The 20,523-nt window shown below is 62.9% G+C and carries 29 protein-coding genes and 2 tRNA genes; 17 read left to right on the top strand and 14 right to left on the bottom strand.

The genetic code is table 11. The features are described 5' to 3' along the window. Positions 1-43: 43 nt before the first annotated feature. The 3 genes from CC207_RS06855 to CC207_RS06865 all read right to left on the bottom strand — a co-directional run bounded on the left by CC207_RS06855 (position 44) and on the right by CC207_RS06865 (position 2,107). The gene (locus CC207_RS06855; RefSeq protein ID WP_028692426.1) at positions 44-955 is read right to left on the bottom strand and encodes a c-type cytochrome; all 912 of its coding nucleotides are present in this window, start codon (positions 953-955) and stop codon (positions 44-46) included. Then, positions 952-1,602 carry a cytochrome c gene (locus CC207_RS06860; RefSeq protein ID WP_028692427.1) on the bottom strand — a complete coding sequence of 217 codons (651 nt, stop codon included), beginning with the start codon at positions 1,600-1,602 and terminating at the stop codon, positions 952-954. The genes CC207_RS06855 and CC207_RS06860 overlap by 4 nt, the downstream gene beginning before the upstream one ends. Positions 1,603-1,747: 145 nt before the next feature. Next, positions 1,748-2,107 (bottom strand): hypothetical protein, encoded by a 360-nt coding sequence (locus CC207_RS06865; RefSeq protein ID WP_028692428.1) that lies wholly within the window; start codon positions 2,105-2,107, stop codon positions 1,748-1,750. 164 nt (positions 2,108-2,271) lie between these two features. Here CC207_RS06865 and CC207_RS06870 point away from each other — a divergent pair, with 164 nt between their 5' ends. The 8 genes from CC207_RS06870 (at position 2,272) to csrA (ending at position 8,022) form a co-directional block, all read left to right on the top strand. Beyond that, positions 2,272-2,574: a DUF1883 domain-containing protein gene (locus tag CC207_RS06870; RefSeq protein ID WP_028692429.1), complete on the top strand. Its 303-nt coding sequence runs from the start codon at positions 2,272-2,274 to the stop codon at positions 2,572-2,574. A 15-nt stretch (positions 2,575-2,589) separates the two neighbouring features. Then, complete coding sequence (locus CC207_RS27110) at positions 2,590-2,760, top strand: hypothetical protein (protein ID WP_088851781.1); 171 nt, start codon at positions 2,590-2,592, stop codon at positions 2,758-2,760. A gap of 34 nt (positions 2,761-2,794) precedes the next feature. After that, positions 2,795-3,859 (top strand): nitronate monooxygenase family protein, encoded by a 1,065-nt coding sequence (locus tag CC207_RS06880; protein WP_069016822.1) that lies wholly within the window; start codon positions 2,795-2,797, stop codon positions 3,857-3,859. A gap of 103 nt (positions 3,860-3,962) precedes the next feature. Beyond that, complete coding sequence (modA, locus tag CC207_RS06885) at positions 3,963-4,721, top strand: molybdate ABC transporter substrate-binding protein (RefSeq protein ID WP_028692431.1); 759 nt, start codon at positions 3,963-3,965, stop codon at positions 4,719-4,721. Beyond that, on the top strand, positions 4,721-5,401 hold the full coding sequence (gene modB, locus CC207_RS06890; RefSeq protein WP_069016824.1) for a molybdate ABC transporter permease subunit: 681 nt from the start codon (positions 4,721-4,723) through the stop codon (positions 5,399-5,401). The genes modA and modB overlap by 1 nt, the downstream gene beginning before the upstream one ends. A gap of 1 nt (position 5,402) precedes the next feature. Next, the gene (modC, locus tag CC207_RS06895) at positions 5,403-6,494 is read left to right on the top strand and encodes a molybdenum ABC transporter ATP-binding protein (protein ID WP_088851782.1); all 1,092 of its coding nucleotides are present in this window, start codon (positions 5,403-5,405) and stop codon (positions 6,492-6,494) included. A gap of 58 nt (positions 6,495-6,552) precedes the next feature. Further along, positions 6,553-7,575 carry a DNA topoisomerase IB gene (locus tag CC207_RS06900; protein WP_028692434.1) on the top strand — a complete coding sequence of 341 codons (1,023 nt, stop codon included), beginning with the start codon at positions 6,553-6,555 and terminating at the stop codon, positions 7,573-7,575. Between the two features lie 252 nt (positions 7,576-7,827). Then, positions 7,828-8,022 (top strand): carbon storage regulator CsrA, encoded by a 195-nt coding sequence (csrA, locus tag CC207_RS06905; RefSeq protein ID WP_023628788.1) that lies wholly within the window; start codon positions 7,828-7,830, stop codon positions 8,020-8,022. A 76-nt stretch (positions 8,023-8,098) separates the two neighbouring features. Here csrA and CC207_RS06910 read toward each other — a convergent pair whose 3' ends face one another. The 4 genes from CC207_RS06910 to CC207_RS06925 all read right to left on the bottom strand — a co-directional run bounded on the left by CC207_RS06910 (position 8,099) and on the right by CC207_RS06925 (position 11,439). Next, positions 8,099-8,458: a response regulator gene (locus CC207_RS06910; RefSeq protein ID WP_028692435.1), complete on the bottom strand. Its 360-nt coding sequence runs from the start codon at positions 8,456-8,458 to the stop codon at positions 8,099-8,101. 4 nt (positions 8,459-8,462) lie between these two features. Continuing rightward, entirely contained in the window at positions 8,463-9,908 is a 1,446-nt protein-coding gene (locus CC207_RS06915) for an ATPase domain-containing protein (protein ID WP_062361172.1), read from the bottom strand. Between the two features lie 6 nt (positions 9,909-9,914). Then, positions 9,915-11,075 carry a nitrogen regulation protein NR(II) gene (locus CC207_RS06920; RefSeq protein ID WP_036986660.1) on the bottom strand — a complete coding sequence of 387 codons (1,161 nt, stop codon included), beginning with the start codon at positions 11,073-11,075 and terminating at the stop codon, positions 9,915-9,917. 79 nt (positions 11,076-11,154) lie between these two features. After that, positions 11,155-11,439, bottom strand: a complete 285-nt coding sequence (locus CC207_RS06925) for a hypothetical protein (RefSeq protein WP_028692437.1) — start codon at positions 11,437-11,439, stop codon at positions 11,155-11,157. A gap of 103 nt (positions 11,440-11,542) precedes the next feature. On the opposite strand from CC207_RS06925, the gene CC207_RS06930 reads away from it, so the two are divergent. The 3 genes from CC207_RS06930 to CC207_RS06940 all read left to right on the top strand — a co-directional run bounded on the left by CC207_RS06930 (position 11,543) and on the right by CC207_RS06940 (position 12,452). Beyond that, positions 11,543-11,755, top strand: a complete 213-nt coding sequence (locus CC207_RS06930) for a hypothetical protein (protein WP_036986661.1) — start codon at positions 11,543-11,545, stop codon at positions 11,753-11,755. A gap of 93 nt (positions 11,756-11,848) precedes the next feature. Continuing rightward, a tRNA-Leu gene (locus tag CC207_RS06935) sits at positions 11,849-11,933 on the top strand. 105 nt (positions 11,934-12,038) lie between these two features. After that, positions 12,039-12,452, top strand: a complete 414-nt coding sequence (locus CC207_RS06940; RefSeq protein WP_028692439.1) for a DoxX family protein — start codon at positions 12,039-12,041, stop codon at positions 12,450-12,452. 17 nt (positions 12,453-12,469) lie between these two features. On the opposite strand, the gene CC207_RS06945 is transcribed toward CC207_RS06940, so the two are convergent. Next, entirely contained in the window at positions 12,470-12,658 is a 189-nt protein-coding gene (locus tag CC207_RS06945) for a hypothetical protein (protein ID WP_028692440.1), read from the bottom strand. Between the two features lie 238 nt (positions 12,659-12,896). On the opposite strand from CC207_RS06945, the gene CC207_RS06950 reads away from it, so the two are divergent. Then, positions 12,897-13,571 (top strand): polysaccharide lyase family 7 protein, encoded by a 675-nt coding sequence (locus CC207_RS06950; protein ID WP_028692441.1) that lies wholly within the window; start codon positions 12,897-12,899, stop codon positions 13,569-13,571. 144 nt (positions 13,572-13,715) lie between these two features. Beyond that, positions 13,716-14,144: a hypothetical protein gene (locus CC207_RS06955; protein WP_028692442.1), complete on the top strand. Its 429-nt coding sequence runs from the start codon at positions 13,716-13,718 to the stop codon at positions 14,142-14,144. A 222-nt stretch (positions 14,145-14,366) separates the two neighbouring features. Here CC207_RS06955 and CC207_RS06960 read toward each other — a convergent pair whose 3' ends face one another. After that, a complete protein-coding gene (locus CC207_RS06960; RefSeq protein WP_028692443.1) occupies positions 14,367-14,792 on the bottom strand; it encodes an anti-virulence regulator CigR family protein in 426 nt (141 codons plus the stop codon). Between the two features lie 184 nt (positions 14,793-14,976). On the opposite strand from CC207_RS06960, the gene CC207_RS06965 reads away from it, so the two are divergent. Continuing rightward, positions 14,977-15,333, top strand: coding sequence for a hypothetical protein (locus tag CC207_RS06965; protein ID WP_028692444.1), 357 nt, complete (start codon positions 14,977-14,979; stop codon positions 15,331-15,333). A gap of 336 nt (positions 15,334-15,669) precedes the next feature. Continuing rightward, positions 15,670-16,389, top strand: a complete 720-nt coding sequence (locus CC207_RS06970) for an META and DUF4377 domain-containing protein (RefSeq protein WP_256582034.1) — start codon at positions 15,670-15,672, stop codon at positions 16,387-16,389. Positions 16,390-16,455: 66 nt separating this feature from the next. Here the strand turns inward: CC207_RS06970 and CC207_RS06975 are convergent, their stop codons facing one another. Continuing rightward, positions 16,456-16,848 carry a nuclear transport factor 2 family protein gene (locus CC207_RS06975; RefSeq protein WP_028692446.1) on the bottom strand — a complete coding sequence of 131 codons (393 nt, stop codon included), beginning with the start codon at positions 16,846-16,848 and terminating at the stop codon, positions 16,456-16,458. Beyond that, on the bottom strand, positions 16,845-17,348 hold the full coding sequence (locus CC207_RS06980; RefSeq protein ID WP_230962651.1) for a DsbA family protein: 504 nt from the start codon (positions 17,346-17,348) through the stop codon (positions 16,845-16,847). Before CC207_RS06980 ends, CC207_RS06975 begins: the two co-directional genes overlap by 4 nt. Positions 17,349-17,606: 258 nt before the next feature. Here CC207_RS06980 and CC207_RS06985 point away from each other — a divergent pair, with 258 nt between their 5' ends. Further along, complete coding sequence (locus CC207_RS06985; RefSeq protein ID WP_088851784.1) at positions 17,607-18,503, top strand: LysR family transcriptional regulator; 897 nt, start codon at positions 17,607-17,609, stop codon at positions 18,501-18,503. 87 nt (positions 18,504-18,590) lie between these two features. Next, the gene (locus CC207_RS06990) at positions 18,591-18,797 is read left to right on the top strand and encodes a DUF6434 domain-containing protein (protein ID WP_088851793.1); all 207 of its coding nucleotides are present in this window, start codon (positions 18,591-18,593) and stop codon (positions 18,795-18,797) included. 69 nt (positions 18,798-18,866) lie between these two features. On the opposite strand, the gene CC207_RS06995 is transcribed toward CC207_RS06990, so the two are convergent. The 3 genes from CC207_RS06995 to sohB form a co-directional block, all read right to left on the bottom strand. Next, positions 18,867-19,082, bottom strand: coding sequence for a hypothetical protein (locus tag CC207_RS06995; protein WP_028692450.1), 216 nt, complete (start codon positions 19,080-19,082; stop codon positions 18,867-18,869). A 161-nt stretch (positions 19,083-19,243) separates the two neighbouring features. Beyond that, a tRNA-Cys gene (locus CC207_RS07000) sits at positions 19,244-19,317 on the bottom strand. Positions 19,318-19,461: 144 nt separating this feature from the next. Next, on the bottom strand, positions 19,462-20,478 hold the full coding sequence (sohB, locus tag CC207_RS07005; RefSeq protein ID WP_028692451.1) for a protease SohB: 1,017 nt from the start codon (positions 20,476-20,478) through the stop codon (positions 19,462-19,464). Positions 20,479-20,523: the final 45 nt, after the last annotated feature.

Genomic DNA, 20,523 nt, shown 5'->3' on the forward strand with positions numbered 1-20,523 from the left:
CGGGGCAGGCCCGCTCTCGAAGATGCCCCGCGATGACCGTGGCTCAGCCGCCGATCCCCTGCCCGATCAGCACGCCATCGACCTTCTGCCCATACAGGTTGACCCCGTCGTTGGCATGGAACTTCAGCCGGGTCTTCTCGATCGAGCCTTCGACCAGCCGCGGATCCTGCGGTCGCTCATGGCGGTTGATCCACGCGGCCACGTCCCAGGCCTGCTGATCACTCAGGCTGCCAGGCTTGCCCAATGGCATGTTGTACTTGATGAACGACGCCGCGGTATTGATCCGGTGCATGCCGGCGCCCCAATTGTAGGAATCCTTGCCCCACAGCGGCGGCATCACATACTCCCCGGCCACCTTCTGCCCTTCGCCATTGCCACCGTGACAGATCGCGCATTGCTCGTCATACACCTGCTTGCCGCGCTTGAAGTCATAACCACCTTCGGGCCTGGGCACCTCCGGGTAGCCGCGACCGGCGATTTCCACGCCTGTCGGCGCCTGGGTCGACAGCCAGTAGGCGTAAACGCTCAAGGCGGTCATCTGTGGGCTGTCGGCCGCCGGCGGCTTGCCGTTCATGCTGAAGGTGAAGCAGCCCTGGATGCGCTCGGCGAAGGTGTTGACCTTGTCGTTCTTCTTGCGATACGCCGGGTACATTGGGTAGGCGCCCCACAATGGCGCGGAATGTGGCATACGTCCCTGGTCGAGGTGGCAGTTACTGCAGTTCATGCCGTTGCCGACCGCGTCGGGCATCAATCGTCGCGTATCGACGAACAGCGCGTGGCCTTCACGGATCATCTTGCCGAAGGCGTTATCCGGGATCGCGCTTTCCGCCGGCGGCACGAACTGCGGGGCGGCCTGCACGCCCGGGACCTTGAGCTGGGACTGGTCTTCCATGGCGATGGGGGCGGCTTGGGCAGTGCCCATGGCCAGCAGCAGGGTTGGCATCAGGACTTTCATGGCTTGACCTCCTGGCTGGCCGGTTGGGCAAAGTAGTCAGCGACCGCCTTGACCTCGGCATCGGTCATCGCCTTGGCCACGTTGACCATCAACTGGTTGGGGTCATTGCTGCGGCTGCCATCGCGCCAGGCATTGAGTTGCGCCACCAGGTAAGCGGCGGGCTGCCCGGCCAGCGGCGGGAAGTGCTCGCCGACGCCGCTGCCGCCCGGGCCATGACACTGCACGCAACCGGGGATCAGCCGGCTCCAGTCGCCGTAGATGGCCAGGCGGGCCACCGGATCGTTGGCGATCTGCTGGCGACGCGTGCCCGCCGCGGCATCGGCAGGCAGCTTGGCCAGATAGGTGCTGACCGCCTCGATTTCGGCATCGTCCAGGGCCTTGGCCAGCGGCTCCATCACTGGCTGCTTGCGGCTGGCGCTGCGAAAGTCGTGCAACTGCTTGCTGAGATAGCCGGCAGGCAGGCCGGCGAGACGGGGAAAGCCGGCGGCGGCGATACCCTTGCCGTCCGGGCCATGACAGCCCAGGCAGGCCATGGCGGCGGGGTTCTGCCCGCCCTGGTTGAAGATTTTCTGGCCATCGGCAGCGTGCGCCGAGGGCCAGGCCAAGATCAGCAGGCTGCCGATCACGACATGGCTCAGGGGTTTCATCACGGAGGCTCCATTTCCTTGTTATAAGCTTAGGCTCAAACGATATAAGCCCAGAAATACTAGGCCTAATCCCCGACGTGCGACAACGCGTCACCGGGAAGGAAAGTGGCAAACCGCCAGCTAATCGCCGATTAACTGAGCTGGATCAAGAACCGGAGATGCACTGGGTCGCCGAAGTACGCACATCACCCAGGCGCAGCGGGAAGTTGTTCAGCCGTTCATACACCTTGATCGCGCTGCCGCTGCCGCGCTTGTCGATATCGAGCAGCGCCGCAGGACCGACACCGGCCGACACCTTCTGCGGCACGGTCAGGCGCAGGCCATCGCCCCGTACCTCTTCCTGCAAGGGATCACGCGTGTCGGCCAGCTTGCGCTTCACGCAATCGGCATATTCGCGCGGCGTCTTGCCGGAGATCACATCCAGCGTCGCGTGGGACTGCTCGAGTTCCGTTACGCTGACACAGCCCCCCAAGGCCAACGATACCGCCGCTAAAACCCATTTCATCTACATCGTCTCCAGCATCTGCAAAGTCATCCTCTGACCACATCCAGGCGGTTTTGCTCCCACGTCTGGCAGAAATCTCCTTGGCTTGGCCAGCCCGGGCGCAAGTGTAACCTCACATCGTGGTATCTTTCGCGTTTGCTGAACCAATCCTTGCGGAGCTCCCCATGAAATTCGTACACCAGCGCGAGCACCTGAACGAAGACGACATCGTCGTCATCGAGTGCTCCCAGCGCTGCAACATCCGCCTGATGAACGACGCCAACTTCCGCAGCTTCAAGAATGGCGGGCGCCACACCTACCACGGCGGCCACTTCGAGCGTTTCCCGGCGAAGATCACCGTGCCGAGCACTGGCTTCTGGAACATCACCATCGACACCGTGACCACTCGCCCGATCTCGGTGACGCGCAAGCCGGCCCTCAGCCACAAGATCAAGATCGTCCGTCGCTCGTCGTCGAAACTCGGATAACACGTGGATAGCCGCATGACCCAGACCATCAAATATGTGATCAAGTACAAGCTCGACGGCGAGCGCCGCTGGGACTTCGCCCAGATGCCCGACGCCTCCCTCGAGCAGGCGCAGCAAGCGCTGCGCAAGATCCACGGCGACGACGTCGACAAGATCAGCGACATCCAGGTCAGCAAGGCCTTGTAACCACGCAGCACGCCCCGCACTCAAGGAGTCGTCCATGAGCACCCGGCAAGACCGTCGCATCCTCGACCTGCTGAGTATCGAGCTGCCCATTCTCCAGGCGCCCATGGCCGGCGCCAGCGGTTCGGCCATGGCCATTGCCGTCGGCAACGCCGGCGGCCTCGGCGCCCTGCCCTGCGCCATGCTCACCGCCGAGCAGGTGCGCGGCGAGATCGAGGCCTTTCGCGCCGCCTGCCGGGGCCCGCTCAACCTGAACTTCTTCTGCCACCAGCCGCCGCCGCCGGACCCCGAGCGCGACGCCCGCTGGAAGCAGGCGCTCAAGCCCTACTACGAGGAAGTCGGCGCGGACTTCGAGGCGCCGACGCCGGTGTCCAATCGCGCGCCCTTCGACGAACAGAGCTGCCAGCTGGTGGAGGAACTGCGCCCGGAGGTGGTCAGTTTCCACTTCGGCCTACCGGCGCCCGAGCTGCTGCGAAGGGTCAAGGCAGCCGGGGCCAAGGTGCTGTCCAGCGCCACCACGGTGGAGGAAGCGCGGTGGCTTGAACAGCATGGCTGCGACGCGATCATCGCCATGGGCTACGAGGCCGGCGGCCATCGTGGCATGTTCCTCGACAGCGACATCAACAGCCAGATCGGCACCTTCGCCCTGGTGCCCCAGGTTGTGGATGCCGTGCAGTTGCCGGTGATCGCGGCGGGTGGTGTCGGCGACCATCGCGGCCTGGTCGCCGCCCTGGCCCTGGGCGCCTCGGCGGTGCAGGTCGGTACTGCGTACCTGTTCTGCCCAGAGGCCAAGGTGTCCCCGGCGCACCGCCGCGCCCTGGACAGCGCGTCCGCCAACGATACAGCGCTGACCAACCTGTTCACCGGCCGCCCGGCGCGTGGCATCAACAACCGCCTGATGCGCGAGCTGGGGCCGATGAGCGCCCTCGCCCCGCGCTTCCCGCTGGCCGGCGGCGCGCTGATGCCACTGCGGGCGATCACCGACCCGCAGGGCAACGCCGATTTCAGCAACCTGTGGTCCGGACAGGCGCTGCGCCTTGGGCGTCACATGCCGGCGGGTGAGCTGACCCGAGCCATTGCCGGGCGGCCAACAAAAAGCTGACCAAAAGATCAAGAAAATTTCAGGCACCCTCTTCCCGACGGATGGCGTATCGCTATATAGTTCAAGCCATAACGATAATCCGCCGCCCCTAGGAGCCGTCTACATGCGTATTCGTCTGCCCCACCTGGCCTTAAGTGCCCTGGCCACCCTGATCGCCGTCAACGCCGCCCAGGCCGATGAAGTCCATGTCGCCGTAGCGGCCAACTTTACAGCGCCCATCCAGGCCATCGCCAAGGACTTCGAGAAGGACACCGGCCACAAGCTGGTCGCCGCCTACGGCGCTACCGGCCAGTTCTACGCACAAATCAAGAATGGCGCGCCGTTCGAAGTGTTCCTCGCCGCCGACGACAGCACCCCGGCCAAGCTCGAGCAGGAAAAGGAAATCGTCGCGGGCTCACGCTTCACCTACGCCATCGGCACCCTGGCGCTGTGGTCGGCCAAGCCGGGCTACGTCGACGCCAAGGGCGACGTGCTGAAGAAGAACGAATACAAGCACCTGTCCATTGCCAACCCCAAGGCCGCGCCCTATGGCCTGGCCGCCACCCAGGTGCTGGACAAGCTCAAGCTGACCGAAGCCACCAAGGCGAAGATCGTCGAAGGTCAGAACATCACCCAGGCCTTCCAGTTCGTTTCCACCGGCAATGCCGAGCTGGGCTTCGTCGCCCTGTCGCAGATCTACAAGGATGGCAAGGTCAGCGAAGGCTCCGCCTGGATCGTGCCCGCCGAGCTGCATGACCCGATCCGCCAGGACGCGGTGATTCTCAACAAAGGCAAGGACAACCCGGCCGCCAAGGCCCTGGTCGACTACCTAAAGGGTCCAAAGGCCGCCGCGGTGATCAAGTCCTACGGCTATGAGCTCTGATGCCGCTCGACGCCGGTGACCTGAGCGCGATCTGGCTGACCATCAAGCTGGCCAGCCTGACCACCGCCATTCTCCTGGTGCTGGGCACGCCCATCGCCTGGTGGCTGGCGCGCACACGCTCCTGGCTGCGCGGACCGATCGGCGCGGTGGTGGCCCTACCGCTGGTGCTGCCACCGACCGTGATCGGCTTTTACCTGCTGCTGGCCCTCGGCCCCCATGGCTGGATAGGCCAGGCCACCCAGGCCCTGGGCCTGGGCAGCGTGGTGTTCAGCTTCACCGGGCTGGTGATCGGCTCGGTGGTGTACTCCATGCCCTTCGTGGTGCAGCCCTTGCAGAACGCCTTCGGCGCCATCGGCCAGCGCCCGCTGGAGGTGGCCGCCACCCTGCGGGCCAGCCCGTGGGATACCTTCATCCACGTGGTGCTGCCGCTGGCGCGCCCCGGCTTCATCACCGCCAGCATTCTTGGCTTCGCCCACACCGTGGGCGAGTTCGGCGTGGTGCTGATGATCGGCGGCAATATTCCCGACAAGACCCGGGTGGTCTCGGTGCAGATCTTCGATCATGTCGAAGCCATGGAATACAGCCAGGCGCACTGGCTGGCCGGAGCCATGCTGGTGTTCTCGTTCCTGGTGCTGCTGATGCTCTATGCAGGCCGTCGCAGCAAGGCCGGCTGGAGCTGACATGAGTACATCGATACAGGCGCGTCTGAAACTGGCGCGTGACGACTTCACCCTGGACGTCGACCTGAACCTGCCCGGACGCGGCATCAGCGCCCTGTTCGGCCATTCCGGCTCGGGCAAGACCTCGTGCCTGCGTTGCCTGGCCGGCCTGGAGCGGGCCGCCAGCGCCTACATCGAGGTCAATGGCGAGGTCTGGGAAGACAGCGCGCGCGGGCACTTCATCCCGCCACACCAGCGGCCAGTAGGGTACGTGTTCCAGGAGGCCAGCCTGTTCCCGCACCTGTCGGTGCGCGGCAACCTCGAGTTCGGCTGGCGCCGCATCGCCCCCGAGGCGCGCAAGATCAGCCAGGAGCAGGCCTGCCAACTGCTGGGCATCGGCCACCTGCTGGCACGCAAGCCGGCGACCCTGTCCGGTGGCGAGGCGCAGCGGGTCGGTATCGCCCGAGCCCTGCTCAGCAGCCCACGGCTGCTGCTGATGGACGAACCCCTGGCCGCGCTGGACAGCGCGCGCAAGCGGGAAATCCTGCCGTACCTGGAACGCCTGCACGACGAACTGGACATTCCGCTGATCTACGTCAGCCATGCCCAGGACGAAGTGGCGCGCCTGGCCGACCACCTGGTCCTGCTCGAACAGGGCAAGGCCGTGGCCAGCGGGCTGATCGGCCAGACCCTGGCGCGCCTCGACCTGCCGCTGGCCCAGGGCGAGGATGCCGGCGTGGTGCTCGAAGGCGTGGTGGTAGGTCACGATCCGCATTACCAGCTGTTCGAGCTACGCCTGCCCGGCAGTGACGGCCAGCGCTTGCGCATCGCCCACCCGGGGCTGCACATGGGCAGCACCCTGCGGCTCAAGGTCCAGGCCCGGGATGTCAGCCTGGCACTGACCGCCGACAGCGCCTCGAGCATCCTCAATCGCCTGCCGGTGCGAGTCCGCGAATGCCGCCCGGCGGACAACCCCGCCCATGTGCTGGTCAGCCTGGACGCCGCCGGCAACGCCCTGCTGGCGCGCATCACCCGCTATTCGGCGGATCAGCTCGCGGTGCAGCCGGGCCAGACCCTCTGGGCGCAGATCAAGTCGGTAGCGCTGCTGGGCTGAGCAATGACGCAACCGGCGCTGTCCATTGCAGCAAGAGTGCCCTTCATGGACCGCCCCCATGCCCGACTGCCCGCTCCCTGCCGCCCTGCACTACGTCGATGACAGCCAGCCCGGCTTGACCCGGCGGCGCTGGCGCGATCGCTTTCATTATTTCGACGCAAGCAACCAGCGTGTCCGCGATGCCGACACACTGGCGCGCATCGCAGCCCTGGTGATCCCGCCGGCCTACACCGATGTGTGGATCTGTGCCGATCCACAGGGCCACCTGCAGGCCACCGGCCGGGATGCCCGGGGGCGCAAGCAGTACCGCTACCACACGCAATGGCGCGAGCTGCGCGACCAGCACAAGTACGGGCGCATGCTGGCCTTCGCCGAAGCGCTGCCGAAGCTGCGCAAGCAACTGGATGCGCACCTGGCCTGCCCGGGGCTGGGCCGGGAGAAGGTCATGGCGCTGGTGATCAGCCTGCTCGACAGTACGCTGATCCGCATCGGCAACCGCCAATACCTGCGCGCCAATCGCTCCTACGGACTGACCACGCTCAACACCCGCCATGTGCAGGTCAAGGGTAGCCAAATTCGCTTTCAGTTCCGTGGCAAGCGCGGAGTCGAGCACAACGTCACCCTGACCGACCGGCGCCTGGCCGGGCTGGTCAAGCGCTGCATGGAATTGCCCGGCCAAGCCTTGTTCCAGTACCTGGACGAACAGGGCCAGCGCCATGGCATCGGCTCGACCGAGGTCAACCAGTTTCTCCAGCAACTGACCGGCGCCGACTTCACCGCCAAGGACTACCGCACCTGGGCCGGCAGCAGCCTTGCCCTGAGCCTGCTGCGGCCACTGGCCTGGGAACCCGACAGCGAGGCCAGGCGCCAGGTCGCCGACACCGTCCGCCAGGTGGCGGCGCGACTGGGCAACACGCCAGCGGTGTGCCGACGCTGCTACATCCACCCTGCCGTACTCGAACACTTCCAACTCGGACGCCTGGCGGACCTGCCCCGCGCGCGGGCACGCAAGGGCCTGGAACTCGAGGAAGTGTCACTGCTGCGCTTTCTCCAGGCGCTTGCGCGCCAAAACGATCATTGACCCCAACTATTTAGTTCATCGAGCAGAGAAATTTCCCATATGGACCCAAGCACCCTATCCTTGCCACTGAGCACCTTGGCCAGCGGAATGCGTAGCACCCCCACTGGCACCTGCAACTAAAGATCGATAACAGAATTTGTCTGTCGGGGAATTACTATCCGCCGAAAGCGTCTTTAATGAGAGGGAAGAGGGACAGGCTCCCACCGCAGACCATCAGGCTCGGCGGTTTTCTACATCACCAAGGAGAAATACATGCTGATACTCACACGCAAGGTTGGCGAAAGCATCGTCATCGACGATGACATCAAAGTCACCATTCTGGGCGTCAAGGGGATGCAGGTGAGGATCGGTATCGATGCACCGAAGGATGTCCAGGTGCACCGTGAAGAGATCTACAAGCGGATCCAGGCCGGCAGCCCGGCGCCGGAAAAAAGCAACGACGAGTAACCCCAAGCCAACCGCATCATGCCGCACGGATGCGCCTGATCGATTGCCCGCCCATGCGGGGAGCCTCTTGCGAACCTCAGGCGCCAAGCAGTTCGCGTACCGTGGCGATCATTCGGTCCATGTCGAAGGGTTTGTCGAACACCGCCGCGAACCTTCCGGGGCAGGCCCGGCCCTGGCTGGCCTGGGCACCGCTCATGAGGATCACCGGCAGGTCCGTCAGCAGCAGTTCGTCACGAATCGCATTCAACAGTTCCTCGCCATTGAGCACCGGCATCATGTAGTCGGTGATCACCAGGTCCACGCGCTTTTCTCTCAAGGCCTCCAGCGCCTTGCGCCCATTGCTGGCCTTTTCCACCAGGTAGCCCTCATCCTCCAGAGCGAATCCCAGGATATCGGCGATCAGGTACTCGTCGTCGACGATCAGGATGCTGCTCATCCCATTAGCGGTCTCCTGGCGATGTCGCCGAGCCACTGAGCACGCCGCTGGCGCCATCGAATGCCCGCGCCAGGTTGATGCCTGTCGGCCCCAGATTCAATGCCTGCAAGGCCGGATCGTGGTCGCTGTCACGCACCTTGATGATCGACAGGGCGCGATGCAGTTGTGCGTCGAGCTCGGCGAAGCGCATGAGGATCAGGTTGTCGACGATGCTCGACAGGTCCGGAGCCGGCGCAGTGATCTCCGCACCGAAGATGTCGCGCATCTCCCAGGTCAGCAGCACCGTGACGCCACGGGCACGCAGCTCGCCGGTCAGCGCGCGGAAGAACGCATTCAGACGGGCGGGCTCTAGCGCCAAACGGCCGAAGGCGCCCAGGCTGTCGATCACCACGCGTCGCGCGCCCAATGCCTCGACCTGCGCCAGCAGGCGCGCGCCGAGTTGATCCAGCAGGCCTTCGGTGGTCGGCTGCCAACTCAGTTGCACCGCCCCCTCGCGCTCCAGCGCAGGCAAGTCGTAGCCCAGAGCGGACGCTTTCAGGCGCAGTCGCGCCGGCGTCTCGTAAAATCCAAAATGCAGACCCGGTGCGGCCCTCGTCGAGGCGGCGAGAAACGCGATGCCCAAAGCCGTCTTGCCCACGCCGGATGGCCCCATCAGCAAGCTCACCGAGGCTTCGGCCAGCCCGCCACCGAGCATGCCGTCCAGGTCGGCGACCCCGGTGGCGACCCGCGCCAGGGTTTGCGCACCCTGCTGGCTGGGGCGGCTGTAGAGCGCTTCAAGGCGCGGATAGACCTGCAACCCCGACTCATCGATCTGGCATTCGTGGCGACCAGACAGCGCGCCGCTGCCGCGGGTCTTGCGCAACTGGACATGCCGCACCGCGGTACTGCCGACCAGGTGTTCGCCCAGCTCTATCACGCCGTCGACCATGGTGTGCTCGGGACTGCCCTCCTCAAGCCGGGCACTGGTCAGCAGCAGCACCGTGCAACCGGCGAACGCCGCATGCCCCTGCAGCTCGGAGACGAACTTCTTGGTATCCAGGCTGGTTTCCGCCCGTGAGCGGGCGTTGAGCAGGCCATCGACGACCAGCAAGGTGGCCTGCTGCCGCGCAATCTCTTGACGCAACAGCCTGACTACCGCATCCAGGCCATCCTGCTCGAGGGTATCGAAGGCGCTGACGAACTGGATGCTGTCGCCGACCAGCGCCGGGTCGAAGAAGCTCAGCGTCGACAGGTACTGGAACAAGCGCTCATGAGACTCGCTGAGCAGGGTCGCCACCAGCACCCGGCCACCGTCGCGCACATGGTTGCAGGCCAGCTGGTTGGCGAGAATGGTCTTGCCCGAGCCCGGGTGGCCCTGGACGATGTAGGACGCACCGACCACCAGCCCGCCCTTGAGCAGCGCATCAAGCCCTTCGATGCCGGTGGCCAGTCGCTTGAGTTGCTCTACCATGATGGTCTATCCGTCGCTCGATGGGGTATCGTCGCCCATTCGGGCGGGCAGGTACAAGCTCATGCAGGTGCCTTCACCGGGGCGGCTGGACACGCTGATCGCGCCATCACTCTGACGAGCGAAACCATAGGCCTGGCTCAGGCCAAGACCGGTGCCCTTGCCGAAGGCCTTGGTAGTGAAGAACGGCTCGAAGATGCGCGGCAACACCTGGGGGTCGATACCCTGCCCGTCATCACGCACATCGAAGCGCACGAAGCGCCCATGCAGCCCCTCCACCTCGCCGGCCAGGCGGACGCTTTCGGCCGTCAGGTGGATCTGCCCCGTCGTCGCGATCGCATCGCGGGCATTGAACACCAGGTTGAGCAGGACCATCTGCAGCTGCCCGGCGTCCACCTCGATCAGCGGCAGGTCCGGCTGCACCTGCAGCAGCAGTTCGATGTCCCTGGGCAACGCGTGCTCCGCCAGCCCGCGAGTGGTGTCGATCACCTGGGCTGGCGCGATGCTGGTGACATTCAGTTGCCGATGCCGGGCAAAACTGAGCAGTTGCTGGGTAAGTTGGGTACCGCGCTGCCCGGCGTCGAGAATATGCTCGAGCAGGCGCCGCACGCGTGCCGGATCCTGGTTGCCAGAGGCCAGCCGGGCAGAACTGATGATGATCGTCAGCAGGTTGTTGAAATCGTGGGCCAGGCCTCCGGTCAGTTGTCCCAAGGCTTCGAGCTTCTGCGCCTGGAACAACTGTGCGCGCATGGCGTCCAGTTGCAGCGCGGACTCGCGGCGATCGGTGATGTCGCGGGTGACCTTGGCCAGGCCGATGACCTCGCCATGCTCATCACGGATCACATCCAGCGCCGCCAGCGCCCAGAACTGCGTGCCATCCTTGCGCACGCGCCAGCCCTCGTCCTGCGCCTTGCCTTCTTCCAGGGCCTGGCGTAGCAGTTGTTGTGGGCGCCCTTCAGAACGGTCCTGATCGGTAAAGAACAACGAGAAATGCTGGCCGATCACCTCATCGGCACGATAACCCTTGATTCGCTGCGCACCCGCGTTCCACGACACCACATGGCCGGTCGGGTCGAGCATGTAGATGGCATAGTCCACCACGGCCTGGACCAATTGCTCGTAGCGCGCCTCGGGCATTACCGAATGAGTGGGGCGGTCTGTCGACACCATGCAAGCTCCACAAGCACCGCGAAAGGACATATTGAGCGTAGCCAAAGTCCCGCCGACACCGTCCTTCAGGCGACGATCGTCAGTGCTCACGCTCCACCACCGTCGGCACCAGACGGCGCGGCATCGCCACCTTCAACAGCCACAGCCCCAGTAACAGGATCGACACGCCGCCGCCCAATGCCAGGAAGCGTTGAGGTTCGGGGTGGTCCAGGTCGAGCCCTAGCATCAGCAGGTAGCCGCCCAGGCTCATGAAGCCGGCGTACAGGAATGCCGCCAGCAGGCAGACAAGCAGGAACAGCAGCCGCCAGAACAGCTTCGGCTGTACACGCCGTGCTGTCTCTGGATAGGAGGAACGCGATGACATGGCGACACGACCCGTTGGATCCAATGCCTGAACAGTGGCGTAATGGCGGCATGCTGTCAATTGGCCTATAGTGGGCCCCGCCCCGATCCCACGAGGACCCGACATGACTTCGAACTTTCGCATGCAAGGGCTGCAGGATGATCTGGTGCGCAACGCCAGCGAACTCGACGAACTGTGCCAGGCCCTGGATGGCCATGCCCGCTTCCTGCGTCACTCGGTTCACGAGGCCGATGCACAGGCCATGGACGGGCATGTCGATGCCCTGCGCCACTCGGCCTGCGACATGCGCGACATCGCCCGCAGCATCGAACCCTGAACCCCAGGGCCAGTTGACGCTTCTATAACAATGGGTTATAAAGCGCGCCTGATTGCCCAGGCCCCGCCGCTATGCAGCGCGCCGGCCTATCGTGCGAGTGTGGTGGAATTGGTATACACAGCAGACTTAAAATCTGTCGGCGTGAGCCTTGCGGGTTCGAGTCCCGCCACTCGCACCATCTTCTGTCGATCAAGGCGCCCTTGCGGCGCCTTTTTCATGCCCGCCGGAAAACCGCCACACAACTGCTAGAGTGGAACTTGTCCCTGTCCACTGGAGCGCCGCCATGCGCTATAGCCTGCTCGACGGTCAACGCGACGTCATCCTGCTGCTCGCTCGCATCCTGCTGATGATCCTGTTCGTGCTCTCCGGCTGGAGCAAACTGAGCGGTTTCGAAGGCACGGTCGGCTACATGACCTCCCTGGGCGCGCCCGCGCCCATGCTGGCGGCGGCCGTCGCCGTGATCATGGAACTGCTGGTCGGCATACTGTTGATCCTGGGCTTCTACACCCGCCCGCTGGCCTTGCTGTTTGCCCTGTTCGTGCTGGGTACCGCGCTGCTCGGGCACCCGTTCTGGAACATGGTCGAGCCCGAGCGCAGCGCCAACATGACCCAGTTCCTGAAGAACCTCGCTATCGTCGGCGGATTGCTGCTGCTGGCCCTCACCGGCGCCGGGCGCTTCTCCCTCGACCGTCGCTGAGCGTGACGGCGGCGACATCAATCGTCGCAGTCGTCGTGCCAGGCCGGGTGGTCGTCCTCATCGTCGAAGTCGTCGAGTGACTCTTCATCCTCTTCGACTTCATCCAGCGCCCCGTAAGCGTCGGCCTCAGGGTCGTAGTCTTCGTGGAATTCGGGATCGAGCAGGTGATCGTGCTCGGGTTCGGGCAGATCGTCTTCGTCGTGCATTGCAGGCTCCGGTAACAACGGCACGCCTGTATAGGCGCATCGGCGCGGGCGGTCAATGCTCGCGGCACTTAACCTCGGCTTAACCGACAAGGTGCAAGGTACAGGCTCTCCCTTCAAAAACGCACTTCGCCCGCCGCCCTGGCGGGCTTTTTTTGCCCGGACCTCCCTGGCTCACTGAACCCGACGCCTTTCAACTGCTCGCATAGGTGCAGGATCTTTTTATCCAGGAGGTTTCCGTATGGCCGTGAACATCGACACGCTGATCATCACCACACCGCTCGCCAAATCCGCTAGCGACCCTCTGGCCCTAGAGGTCACCGGGGCACAGGCCCTGGCCACCCTGCCACAGGTGGTCAGACGCCTGGACAATGGCGCGGTACGCATGACCGCGCCGACCAAGGGCGCGTCGAGCAAGAGCACACATCGCACTCGCTGCGAGTGGAAGGAAGCCACCTATTGGGCCATGAACAGTGCCAACCGACATTTCAGCCACCAGCGCATGGTGCTCGAGCAGGTCAACTCGGCGCAGAAGGTGGTGATCGCGCAGATGCATGTGAAAGACGACGACAGCCCGGCGATCAAGGTGTTCTGGAACAAGGGCAGGATCACCCTCGGCTTTCGCCGGGACTTCGATCAGGTGACGCCGATCAACAGCACCTTGCTGGCTGGCGTGCCCTTGGGCGCCCTCTTCGACATCAGTATCGAAGTCACTGCCGACGGCTCTGCCAAGGTCATCGCCATCCATGACGGACGCGAAGCAGACTCGGGCACACTGAAGCTGACCTCAAGCTGGTATGGACGCACGTTCAACTTCCATGGCGGGGTGTACAACCAGGTGGACTACAGCGCAGCAACGCCCGCGGAGGATCGCTCGGTGTGCGTCATCAGCCAGTTGGCGCTCGCGCATGCTTGAGCTGGCCGAGTGTTTTTTCATGGCTATTTCTGACGAGTACGGATGATTCGGATGACAGCCGGGTTGCCGTCCTGGGCGCAGCATGGCATTACCTCGTGCCCATGGCTTGCGAGGATGAATTCCCCCCGCAAGTAAGGACTCACGATGCTTCATCGCTATCTGCTGACTGCAGCGCTACTTACGCTGATCACCGGCTGCGCCAGCGGCCTGAATTCCGTCCAGACGGCCGAACTCGATCATTACCGGGCCAACAACCTGGCCGTGGAAGAGAAGAGCCCCGTGGGTGCACTGCTGTTAGGGCTGTTGCCGGGAGGTGGCTCATTCTATGGGCGTGCCTACGGCTACGGCACCGTAAACCTGTTGCTATGGCCTGTCTCGGTACTGTGGGACCCGTTCAGTGGGTACAACGCGGCCGAGTCAATCAATTATCAGGTCACCCGGGCGCATGTGTCAGGCATGAAAAGAAGAGAACTGGATGAGCTCGACAACCAACTGCTGCTGGATATCATCAACCAGAAACAGTACGCCGTGAAACGGCGCAGGATCGATGAAAAATTCAGTAACGGTTACTGACCAAGCCTTCACGAAATTCTGACATCTGCACAGGCAGACTGACCTGGCTTCGATACGTTCTGTTCAACCCGCCTCTTTAGGCGGGTTTTCTTTTTTGGGCGCTCCGATCACGAGAAAGCCACGGCAATTGACAACATTTTCACGTCTGCCGTGCCAAGGTAGTGACTCATCCGTGAAACACTTGGCCCGCCCTCCCCAGCGGGCCTTTTCTTTGCCTGCGCGCTAGTCGAAAGCACCGTTGAGTACTTCGTAGATCACCCCCGTGGCGACTGCCACCAGAATCAGGTCGACACCCGCCTGCATCCATTCGTAACCGTCATAACGCGGCAGTTGGCCCAGCAGCCGGCCATCGAGCTTCTTTGCAATGCCAGGGGGCAGAGGCTTGCCACGCGCCAGGTTCTTCTGGATACCCGGAGGAAGCGCTGGCCCAGGACTCCAGTAGTCACGGTGCCCCCCCAGGATACCGAGCACATCGCCACGGTCGATCACGGGGCCGCCATGACCACCATCGTGCTTGCCCGCCCCCGGGTTGCCATGGTTCTGCTGGGATTTCCCCTTGCCATTCCCCGGGTCGGCGAAGGATATGCAGGGCGCCAGTACCAGTGCGATGGATGTCAATGTGGCAATGACGGTGCGGTATTTGCTCATTGCTGTTTGCCTCTGCAGATTGGGGTCTGTGCAATCCTAGCCCACGACAACGACAAGAAGCTTTCTCATACCCCTACTTGAGCGATCAGGCATATCAACACCACGGCGGATGCGCACTCTCCCGTTGCGACTTGGTAAAGTGGCATACGGCCGGTATTGAAGGACCATAGGTCAAAAGAACGACATGCTGAAACTGCTCACCGACATCGCCTTTCTGTGCGCTGGACTGTTGGTACTGATCGCCCTCTTCTGGGCATGCACCTACGAGCGCAATCGCTGGCGCGCAGCCTTAGAGGCAGACTTCACGGCCAGGCTGGGCAGTTTGGATATCGACGGCTACGAACTGATGGTCGATAAAGTCACGCTACCAACCCCCCATAGAGCTGCCGATGTTTACCGGATCTTCCACGACCTGCAGGGCAACTATTTTCTTTACATCAAGAACGGCTATGCAGCAGGGGCACTCACGCCCTTGGCCAGGGAGCGTGCGCTGCAGGCCGCGAAAATGAGTGGATATCCCTGCAAAGGCCCGCAGGTCTAGAGGGCGCTGGCTTTCCTGCAAAATCCGGCAACACTTGCAGGCCACCCCGTTGATGAAACTCAATGGAATCGATGCTGTCCCATTGCCATCGGTTACTGCCGAGGCCGTCCGATAGCGCTCACAGGCGTGGCAAGGTCCACATCGCGAAGCGATCCTGAAACGGTCTCGATATCCCGGTTTACCGGCGCGCGCATCCCGCCTGTCGAGGATGCCGCCCCCCACTTTTCAAGGCTGAAAGAGCGAACCATGAAACAGAATATTCTCCTCGTTGCCGTCTGCGCCGCCCTGCTCCAGGCGTGCGCTCCGGCTTCCACTTCCCATGAAGGGACGCCTTCCATGCCTGCTACTGCCGCCTCTCCCGCAACCCAGCCCAAACTCTCGGCCTACTACTGGAACTTGGTCGCTGCCAACGATGCGTCGGGCAAGGCCATCGCCGCCATGGCGCCTGGCATCGAGGGCAAGCTGCGCCTGAACTTCGCCGAGCGTAACCTGAACATCAATGGCGGCTGCAACAACCAGTTCGGCGGCTATTCCTACAAGAACGGCGTATTGAAGGTGCAATCACTGGCCTCGACCCTGAAGGCCTGCGATAAGCCCCTGATGGAGTTGGACGCCCAGGTCGGGCGCCTGTTCAAGGGCGACCTGCGCACCACCTTCTCCGACGATGCCGGGGAGCCGGTGCTGCAACTGACCACCCAGGACGGTTCGGTGCTGAAATTCCAGGGTGAAGCCACCCCAGAGACCCGCTATGGCAGCAAGGGCGAGATCAAGTTCCTGGAAGTGGCCGCCAAGACCGTCAAGTGCAGCCACCCGCTGATCCACAACTACCAGTGCCTGCAAGTGCGCGAGCGTCGCTATGACGACGCCGGCCTGCAACTGGCGACCCAGGACAGCTGGCACCCGCTGTACCAATCCATCGAAGGCTACGAGCACCGCGACGGCGTGCGCACCGTGCTGCGCGTGAAGCAATACGAATGGAAGAACCCGCCGGCCGACGCCTCGTCGCAGGTCTATGTGCTTGACCTGGTGGTCGAGCAGGACGCTTCGGGCAAGTAATTGCCTGTCGGCGCAGGCCGCTCTGCGGCGGCCTGCGCCTTAAGCCAACGGCGACCGTGAAACGGCTCAGGTGAGCGCCGCGTTGACCTGCGCACTGTCGACGTATTGCTCCATGCTGACAATTTTGCCGTTCGTCAAACGGTACAGATGGGCAAAGGTTGCGGTCATCGCTTTCCCGGTCTTGCGATAGGTACCTGAGTAAACGCCAAAGGCGGCAACTCGGTCGTCCTCGGCCACATAGGTATGCACCTTGGCCTGGTAGCCATCCCATTCGGTGGCCAGGCGATGGAACACACCCTCCATGATCGCCTGGGGGCCGACATAGGTACCGGCATAAGGAAAGCCGGCCGCCTCGGTCCAGGTCACGTCCGCAGCCAACGCCGCCAGCAGATTCTGGCCATTCTGTTCGGCTGAGCCTTCGTACGAGGCTCGGATGATGTCCAGGTTGCCCTTGCTCATGATTTTACCCCCGCGTTCAGCTCGCGAATGAAGGCCCGTGGATCTGAAAAGATAGCGCTGGCAGGCAACAACTGCAGGGCATCGTCCGCTTGTTGCAGAACGAATGTCGGTACGCCTTGGCCGCCCACACGACGCAGCAAGGCACGCCCCTGCCCCACACGATCGTCGTTGACCTGCAGCAAGGCCGAATCCGGACGCGTCAGGCGCTCGGCGGCGGTATCCAAGCCCAGGTTTGCCAGGACAGCGGTCAACGTCTCCACTCGAGTCACGTCCAGGCCATCGACATAGCGCGCCGCCTGGATCGCCTTGAGCGCTTCGAACTCGCGCTCAGGCGCTGTCAGGTTCACTGCACTGAGCGCCAGGGTAGATGGGCCGCTGTCGAACGCCTGAAGACGGTCGGCGAGTACATGGTCGCGATAGCGTTCACTGAAGACTTGCCCGGTCAGGCGTTCGATACGCTGGTCGTTGCTCCAGGCATAGGCCGCAAAGTCGTCATCCATGACGCGCGCACCGCTACCGGAAAACAGCCCCGTCGGTATCAGGCGCAACGCAAGGCCAGTGGACTCGAGGACCTGAGGCAGCGGTCCAGCTGCGCCGTAGCACCAGCCGCACAGTGGATCGAAGAGGTAAACCAGAGTCCTGCTCATAGTAGATCGCCTTAAATGGAATGCCTCAAATCCTACCGCGCAGGCATTGACATTTAAATACATACGAAATAAACAAACCGTATGCTATAGACATACATTGAGGATCTATCAATGACCGGCGCTTCCAGCCTGAACAGGCTTGCGTACTTCACCGCAGTGGTCGAGACCGGCTCCTTCACCGCCGCTGCCGAACGCCTCGGCATCACCAAGGCCGTGGTCAGTCAGCAGGTAGCGCGGCTGGAAAGCGACTGCCGCACCACACTGCTGGTGCGCAGCACGCGAAAAGTCCGCACCACCGAGGCAGGCCAACAGTTCTACCACCGCTGTGCTCTGATCCTCAAAGAGGCGGAAGAGGCTTTCGAAGAATTGTCCGAGGCCGCCAGTGAGCCGACGGGCACCCTACGCCTGACCGCCCCTTTCGATTACGGCATCGGTGTCGTGGTGCCGGCCATCACCGCATTCTCGCAGCGATATCCGCAGTGCAAGGTCGAGGCCCATTTCAGCGACCAAACCCTGGATCTGGGCGCCAACGATCTGGACCTTTCCATTCGCGTTGGCTGGATTACCGAGCAACATCTGCAGGCCCGACGAATCGGCCAGTTTGCGCAACGATTGGTGGCCGCCCCTCAGTGGCAAGCGCGGGTAGGCAAACTGCAGACCCCAGCGGAGCTGGCCGAGTTGCCGATCGTGGCGAACCTGGCGCTGCGAGAACCAACCCGCTGGGTATTTGCCAAGGACACCTCACAGCGCGAAACGGTTGAGATGAGAGCCAGCCTGTCGCTCAACGCCACCTTGGCAGTGCGCGAAGCCACGCTGCTCGGGGCCGGGCTATCGGTCCTTCCGGACTATGTGGCGGAACCTGACCTGCAAGCAGACCGGCTGATCGAGGTGCTGCCGCAATGGTCGCTACCCCGAGGCGAGATCCATGCAGTCTTTCCAACGGCTCGCTTTCGACCGGTCAAGGTGCGGGCGTTTGTCGAGCTTCTGGCAAGCCGCCTGGCTCAATAGACGGCACTGACCATCAGGTGAGCGCACGCCCGCACAGCCGCAGACAGTGCTACGCTCCGAGGATCATGGCCATCCAAGGGAATGAAGATGAGCTTCGACTGGCACGCTGGGCCGATCACCCGCACCACCCCGCTGGAAAGGCACTACCGGAATACGCAGAAGGTCCGACAGTTCCTGGTTAATGAATGTGGCGAGGCCTTCAAGTTCGACCGCGCCTTCATGGCCTGGATCAAGAGCGCTGCGCCTGCCACCATGGGGGACGTCGCGGATGAGTGGCTGCGCAGACGCGGCTGATCAAGGCGGTTCGCTGTCCAACGTTGGCCGCCCTTGCTACCACCCAAGACCACTACCCAGTAGCTGCCTTCAGGATTGGCCCTTTTTAGCGTGGAACGGCGCGAAGGTCATACCGAAGAACCAGCCGCCAATCATTGCCAGCCAGATCGATTTGTATCCCTCTACGTTGTAGGCGCACCAATAGTTGATCGCCGTAATCACAACGAAAATCGAGAAAAACTGCTTGCGGGAGTACCTGCTCAGGTAACGGGTGGCGGCTGCGTCCAGCTCTTTGAGCTTCTTCATTGCGTTTCATCCTTGAATAACCAGTAGAAGATCACCGCGGATTTACTGGTGGTCACACACTTTCCTTAGTGTCCCACGATTTGTCCCAGATAGTGGGACGACGAATAATTCGCAGGCATTAAAAAACCCCGCAGACCTGCGGTCTGCGGGGTTTCGAATAGTGGAGGCCGAGGTCGGAATCGAACCGGCGTAGACGGATTTGCAATCCGGAGCATAACCACTTTGCTACTCGGCCTCAAAGTCGGAGTCAGCTTTCGCTATCCCCTTGAAACCGCTGGGCTTTTTCAAGTCAGCTGCGTTTCGATGGACGCCATTATGTCGGCATTCGATGGACCTTGCAACCCCCTTGAAGAAAAAAATCTTCAAGGGGTTCAAGGTGTTAGCGCAGACGCCCGAGTTTGCTCCACAAGCCTACCAGGGTGTTCTCCACCGCCCCACTGGCGGCCACGCCGATGCGCTCCTGCAGGCTCTTGCGCTCGGCGAAGCGCAGGTGGAACACATTGGCCTCGCGGGCGCTGCGGCTCAGGTACTCGTCACTGGTGCCCAGCTCATCGACCAACTGGCGATTGAGCGCGGCGATGCCGAGCCAGACCTCGCCGGTCGCCACTTCGTCTATATGAAGCTGCGGACGGTAGCGGGCAACGAAGTCCTTGAACAGCTGGTGGGTAATGTCCAGGTCTTCCTGGAACTTCTCCCGGCCCTTGTCGGTATTCTCGCCGAACACGGTCAGGGTGCGTTTGTACTCACCGGCGGTGAGCACTTCGAAATCGATGTCGTGCTTCTTCAGCAGCCGGTTGACGTTGGGCATCTGCGCCACCACGCCGATCGAGCCCAGCACCGCGAACGGTGCACTGACGATCTTCTCGCCGATGCAGGCCATCATGTAGCCGCCGCTGGCGGCGACTTTGTCGATGCAGATGGTCAGCGGGATGCCGGCCTCGCGGATACGCGCCAGCTGCGAGGAAGCCAGACCGTAGCTGTGCACCATACCGCCGCCGCTCTCCAGACGCAGCACCACCTCGTCACGCGGGGTGGCCAGTGTCAGCAGCGCGGTGATCTCGTTGCGCAGGCTCTCGGTGGCCGAGGCCTTGATGTCACCGTCGAAGTCGAGGACGAACACCCGGCGCTTGTCCTCGGGCTTTTTCTTCTGCTGTTTTTCCGCCTTGGCCTGCTGCTTGCGCAGGGCCTTGAGCTGGGTCTTGTCGAGCAGGCCCGATTCCAGGCGCTCGCGCAGCTCCTTGTAGAACTCGTTGAGACGGGTGACCTGCAACTGCCCGCCCGGCTTGCGCCGCCCTTTGCCACGCAGGCCGGCGATGGCCGACAGCACCACCAGGATGGCGATCACCAGGGTGGCGGTTTTGGCGAGAAAGCTTGCGTATTCGGCAAGAAACTCCACATTGACTCCTTGATAAACCAGCGCCGCAACGGCGCGAACTGGATG

Source organism: Pseudomonas sp. DrBHI1 (genome assembly GCF_002205115.1).
Taxonomy (GTDB): Bacteria; Pseudomonadota; Gammaproteobacteria; order Pseudomonadales; family Pseudomonadaceae; genus Aquipseudomonas; species Aquipseudomonas mosselii.

Excerpts from the sequence above, each read along its gene's own strand:
- CC207_RS06855 (WP_028692426.1), bottom strand. The coding sequence starts at position 955 with ATGAAAGTCCTGATGCCAACCCTGCTGCTGGCCATGGGCACTGCCCAA.
- CC207_RS06950 (WP_028692441.1), top strand. The coding sequence starts at position 12,897 with ATGGCCGTGAACATCGACACGCTGATCATCACCACACCGCTCGCCAAA.
- CC207_RS06960 (WP_028692443.1), bottom strand. The coding sequence starts at position 14,792 with ATGAGCAAATACCGCACCGTCATTGCCACATTGACATCCATCGCACTG.
- CC207_RS06965 (WP_028692444.1), top strand. The coding sequence starts at position 14,977 with ATGCTGAAACTGCTCACCGACATCGCCTTTCTGTGCGCTGGACTGTTG.
- modA (WP_028692431.1), top strand. The coding sequence starts at position 3,963 with ATGCGTATTCGTCTGCCCCACCTGGCCTTAAGTGCCCTGGCCACCCTG.
- CC207_RS06870 (WP_028692429.1), top strand. The coding sequence starts at position 2,272 with ATGAAATTCGTACACCAGCGCGAGCACCTGAACGAAGACGACATCGTC.
- modC (WP_088851782.1), top strand. The coding sequence starts at position 5,403 with ATGAGTACATCGATACAGGCGCGTCTGAAACTGGCGCGTGACGACTTC.
- csrA (WP_023628788.1), top strand. The coding sequence starts at position 7,828 with ATGCTGATACTCACACGCAAGGTTGGCGAAAGCATCGTCATCGACGAT.
- CC207_RS06980 (WP_230962651.1), bottom strand. The coding sequence starts at position 17,348 with ATGGATGACGACTTTGCGGCCTATGCCTGGAGCAACGACCAGCGTATC.
- CC207_RS06975 (WP_028692446.1), bottom strand. The coding sequence starts at position 16,848 with ATGAGCAAGGGCAACCTGGACATCATCCGAGCCTCGTACGAAGGCTCA.
- CC207_RS06920 (WP_036986660.1), bottom strand. The coding sequence starts at position 11,075 with ATGGTGTCGACAGACCGCCCCACTCATTCGGTAATGCCCGAGGCGCGC.
- CC207_RS06880 (WP_069016822.1), top strand. The coding sequence starts at position 2,795 with ATGAGCACCCGGCAAGACCGTCGCATCCTCGACCTGCTGAGTATCGAG.
- modB (WP_069016824.1), top strand. The coding sequence starts at position 4,721 with ATGCCGCTCGACGCCGGTGACCTGAGCGCGATCTGGCTGACCATCAAG.
- CC207_RS06945 (WP_028692440.1), bottom strand. The coding sequence starts at position 12,658 with ATGCACGACGAAGACGATCTGCCCGAACCCGAGCACGATCACCTGCTC.
- CC207_RS06925 (WP_028692437.1), bottom strand. The coding sequence starts at position 11,439 with ATGTCATCGCGTTCCTCCTATCCAGAGACAGCACGGCGTGTACAGCCG.
- CC207_RS06990 (WP_088851793.1), top strand. The coding sequence starts at position 18,591 with ATGAGCTTCGACTGGCACGCTGGGCCGATCACCCGCACCACCCCGCTG.
- CC207_RS06900 (WP_028692434.1), top strand. The coding sequence starts at position 6,553 with ATGCCCGACTGCCCGCTCCCTGCCGCCCTGCACTACGTCGATGACAGC.
- CC207_RS27110 (WP_088851781.1), top strand. The coding sequence starts at position 2,590 with ATGACCCAGACCATCAAATATGTGATCAAGTACAAGCTCGACGGCGAG.
- CC207_RS06865 (WP_028692428.1), bottom strand. The coding sequence starts at position 2,107 with ATGAAATGGGTTTTAGCGGCGGTATCGTTGGCCTTGGGGGGCTGTGTC.
- CC207_RS06970 (WP_256582034.1), top strand. The coding sequence starts at position 15,670 with ATGCCTGCTACTGCCGCCTCTCCCGCAACCCAGCCCAAACTCTCGGCC.
- CC207_RS06860 (WP_028692427.1), bottom strand. The coding sequence starts at position 1,602 with ATGAAACCCCTGAGCCATGTCGTGATCGGCAGCCTGCTGATCTTGGCC.
- CC207_RS06930 (WP_036986661.1), top strand. The coding sequence starts at position 11,543 with ATGACTTCGAACTTTCGCATGCAAGGGCTGCAGGATGATCTGGTGCGC.
- CC207_RS06910 (WP_028692435.1), bottom strand. The coding sequence starts at position 8,458 with ATGAGCAGCATCCTGATCGTCGACGACGAGTACCTGATCGCCGATATC.
- CC207_RS06995 (WP_028692450.1), bottom strand. The coding sequence starts at position 19,082 with ATGAAGAAGCTCAAAGAGCTGGACGCAGCCGCCACCCGTTACCTGAGC.
- CC207_RS06985 (WP_088851784.1), top strand. The coding sequence starts at position 17,607 with ATGACCGGCGCTTCCAGCCTGAACAGGCTTGCGTACTTCACCGCAGTG.
- CC207_RS06915 (WP_062361172.1), bottom strand. The coding sequence starts at position 9,908 with ATGGTAGAGCAACTCAAGCGACTGGCCACCGGCATCGAAGGGCTTGAT.
- CC207_RS06940 (WP_028692439.1), top strand. The coding sequence starts at position 12,039 with ATGCGCTATAGCCTGCTCGACGGTCAACGCGACGTCATCCTGCTGCTC.
- CC207_RS06955 (WP_028692442.1), top strand. The coding sequence starts at position 13,716 with ATGCTTCATCGCTATCTGCTGACTGCAGCGCTACTTACGCTGATCACC.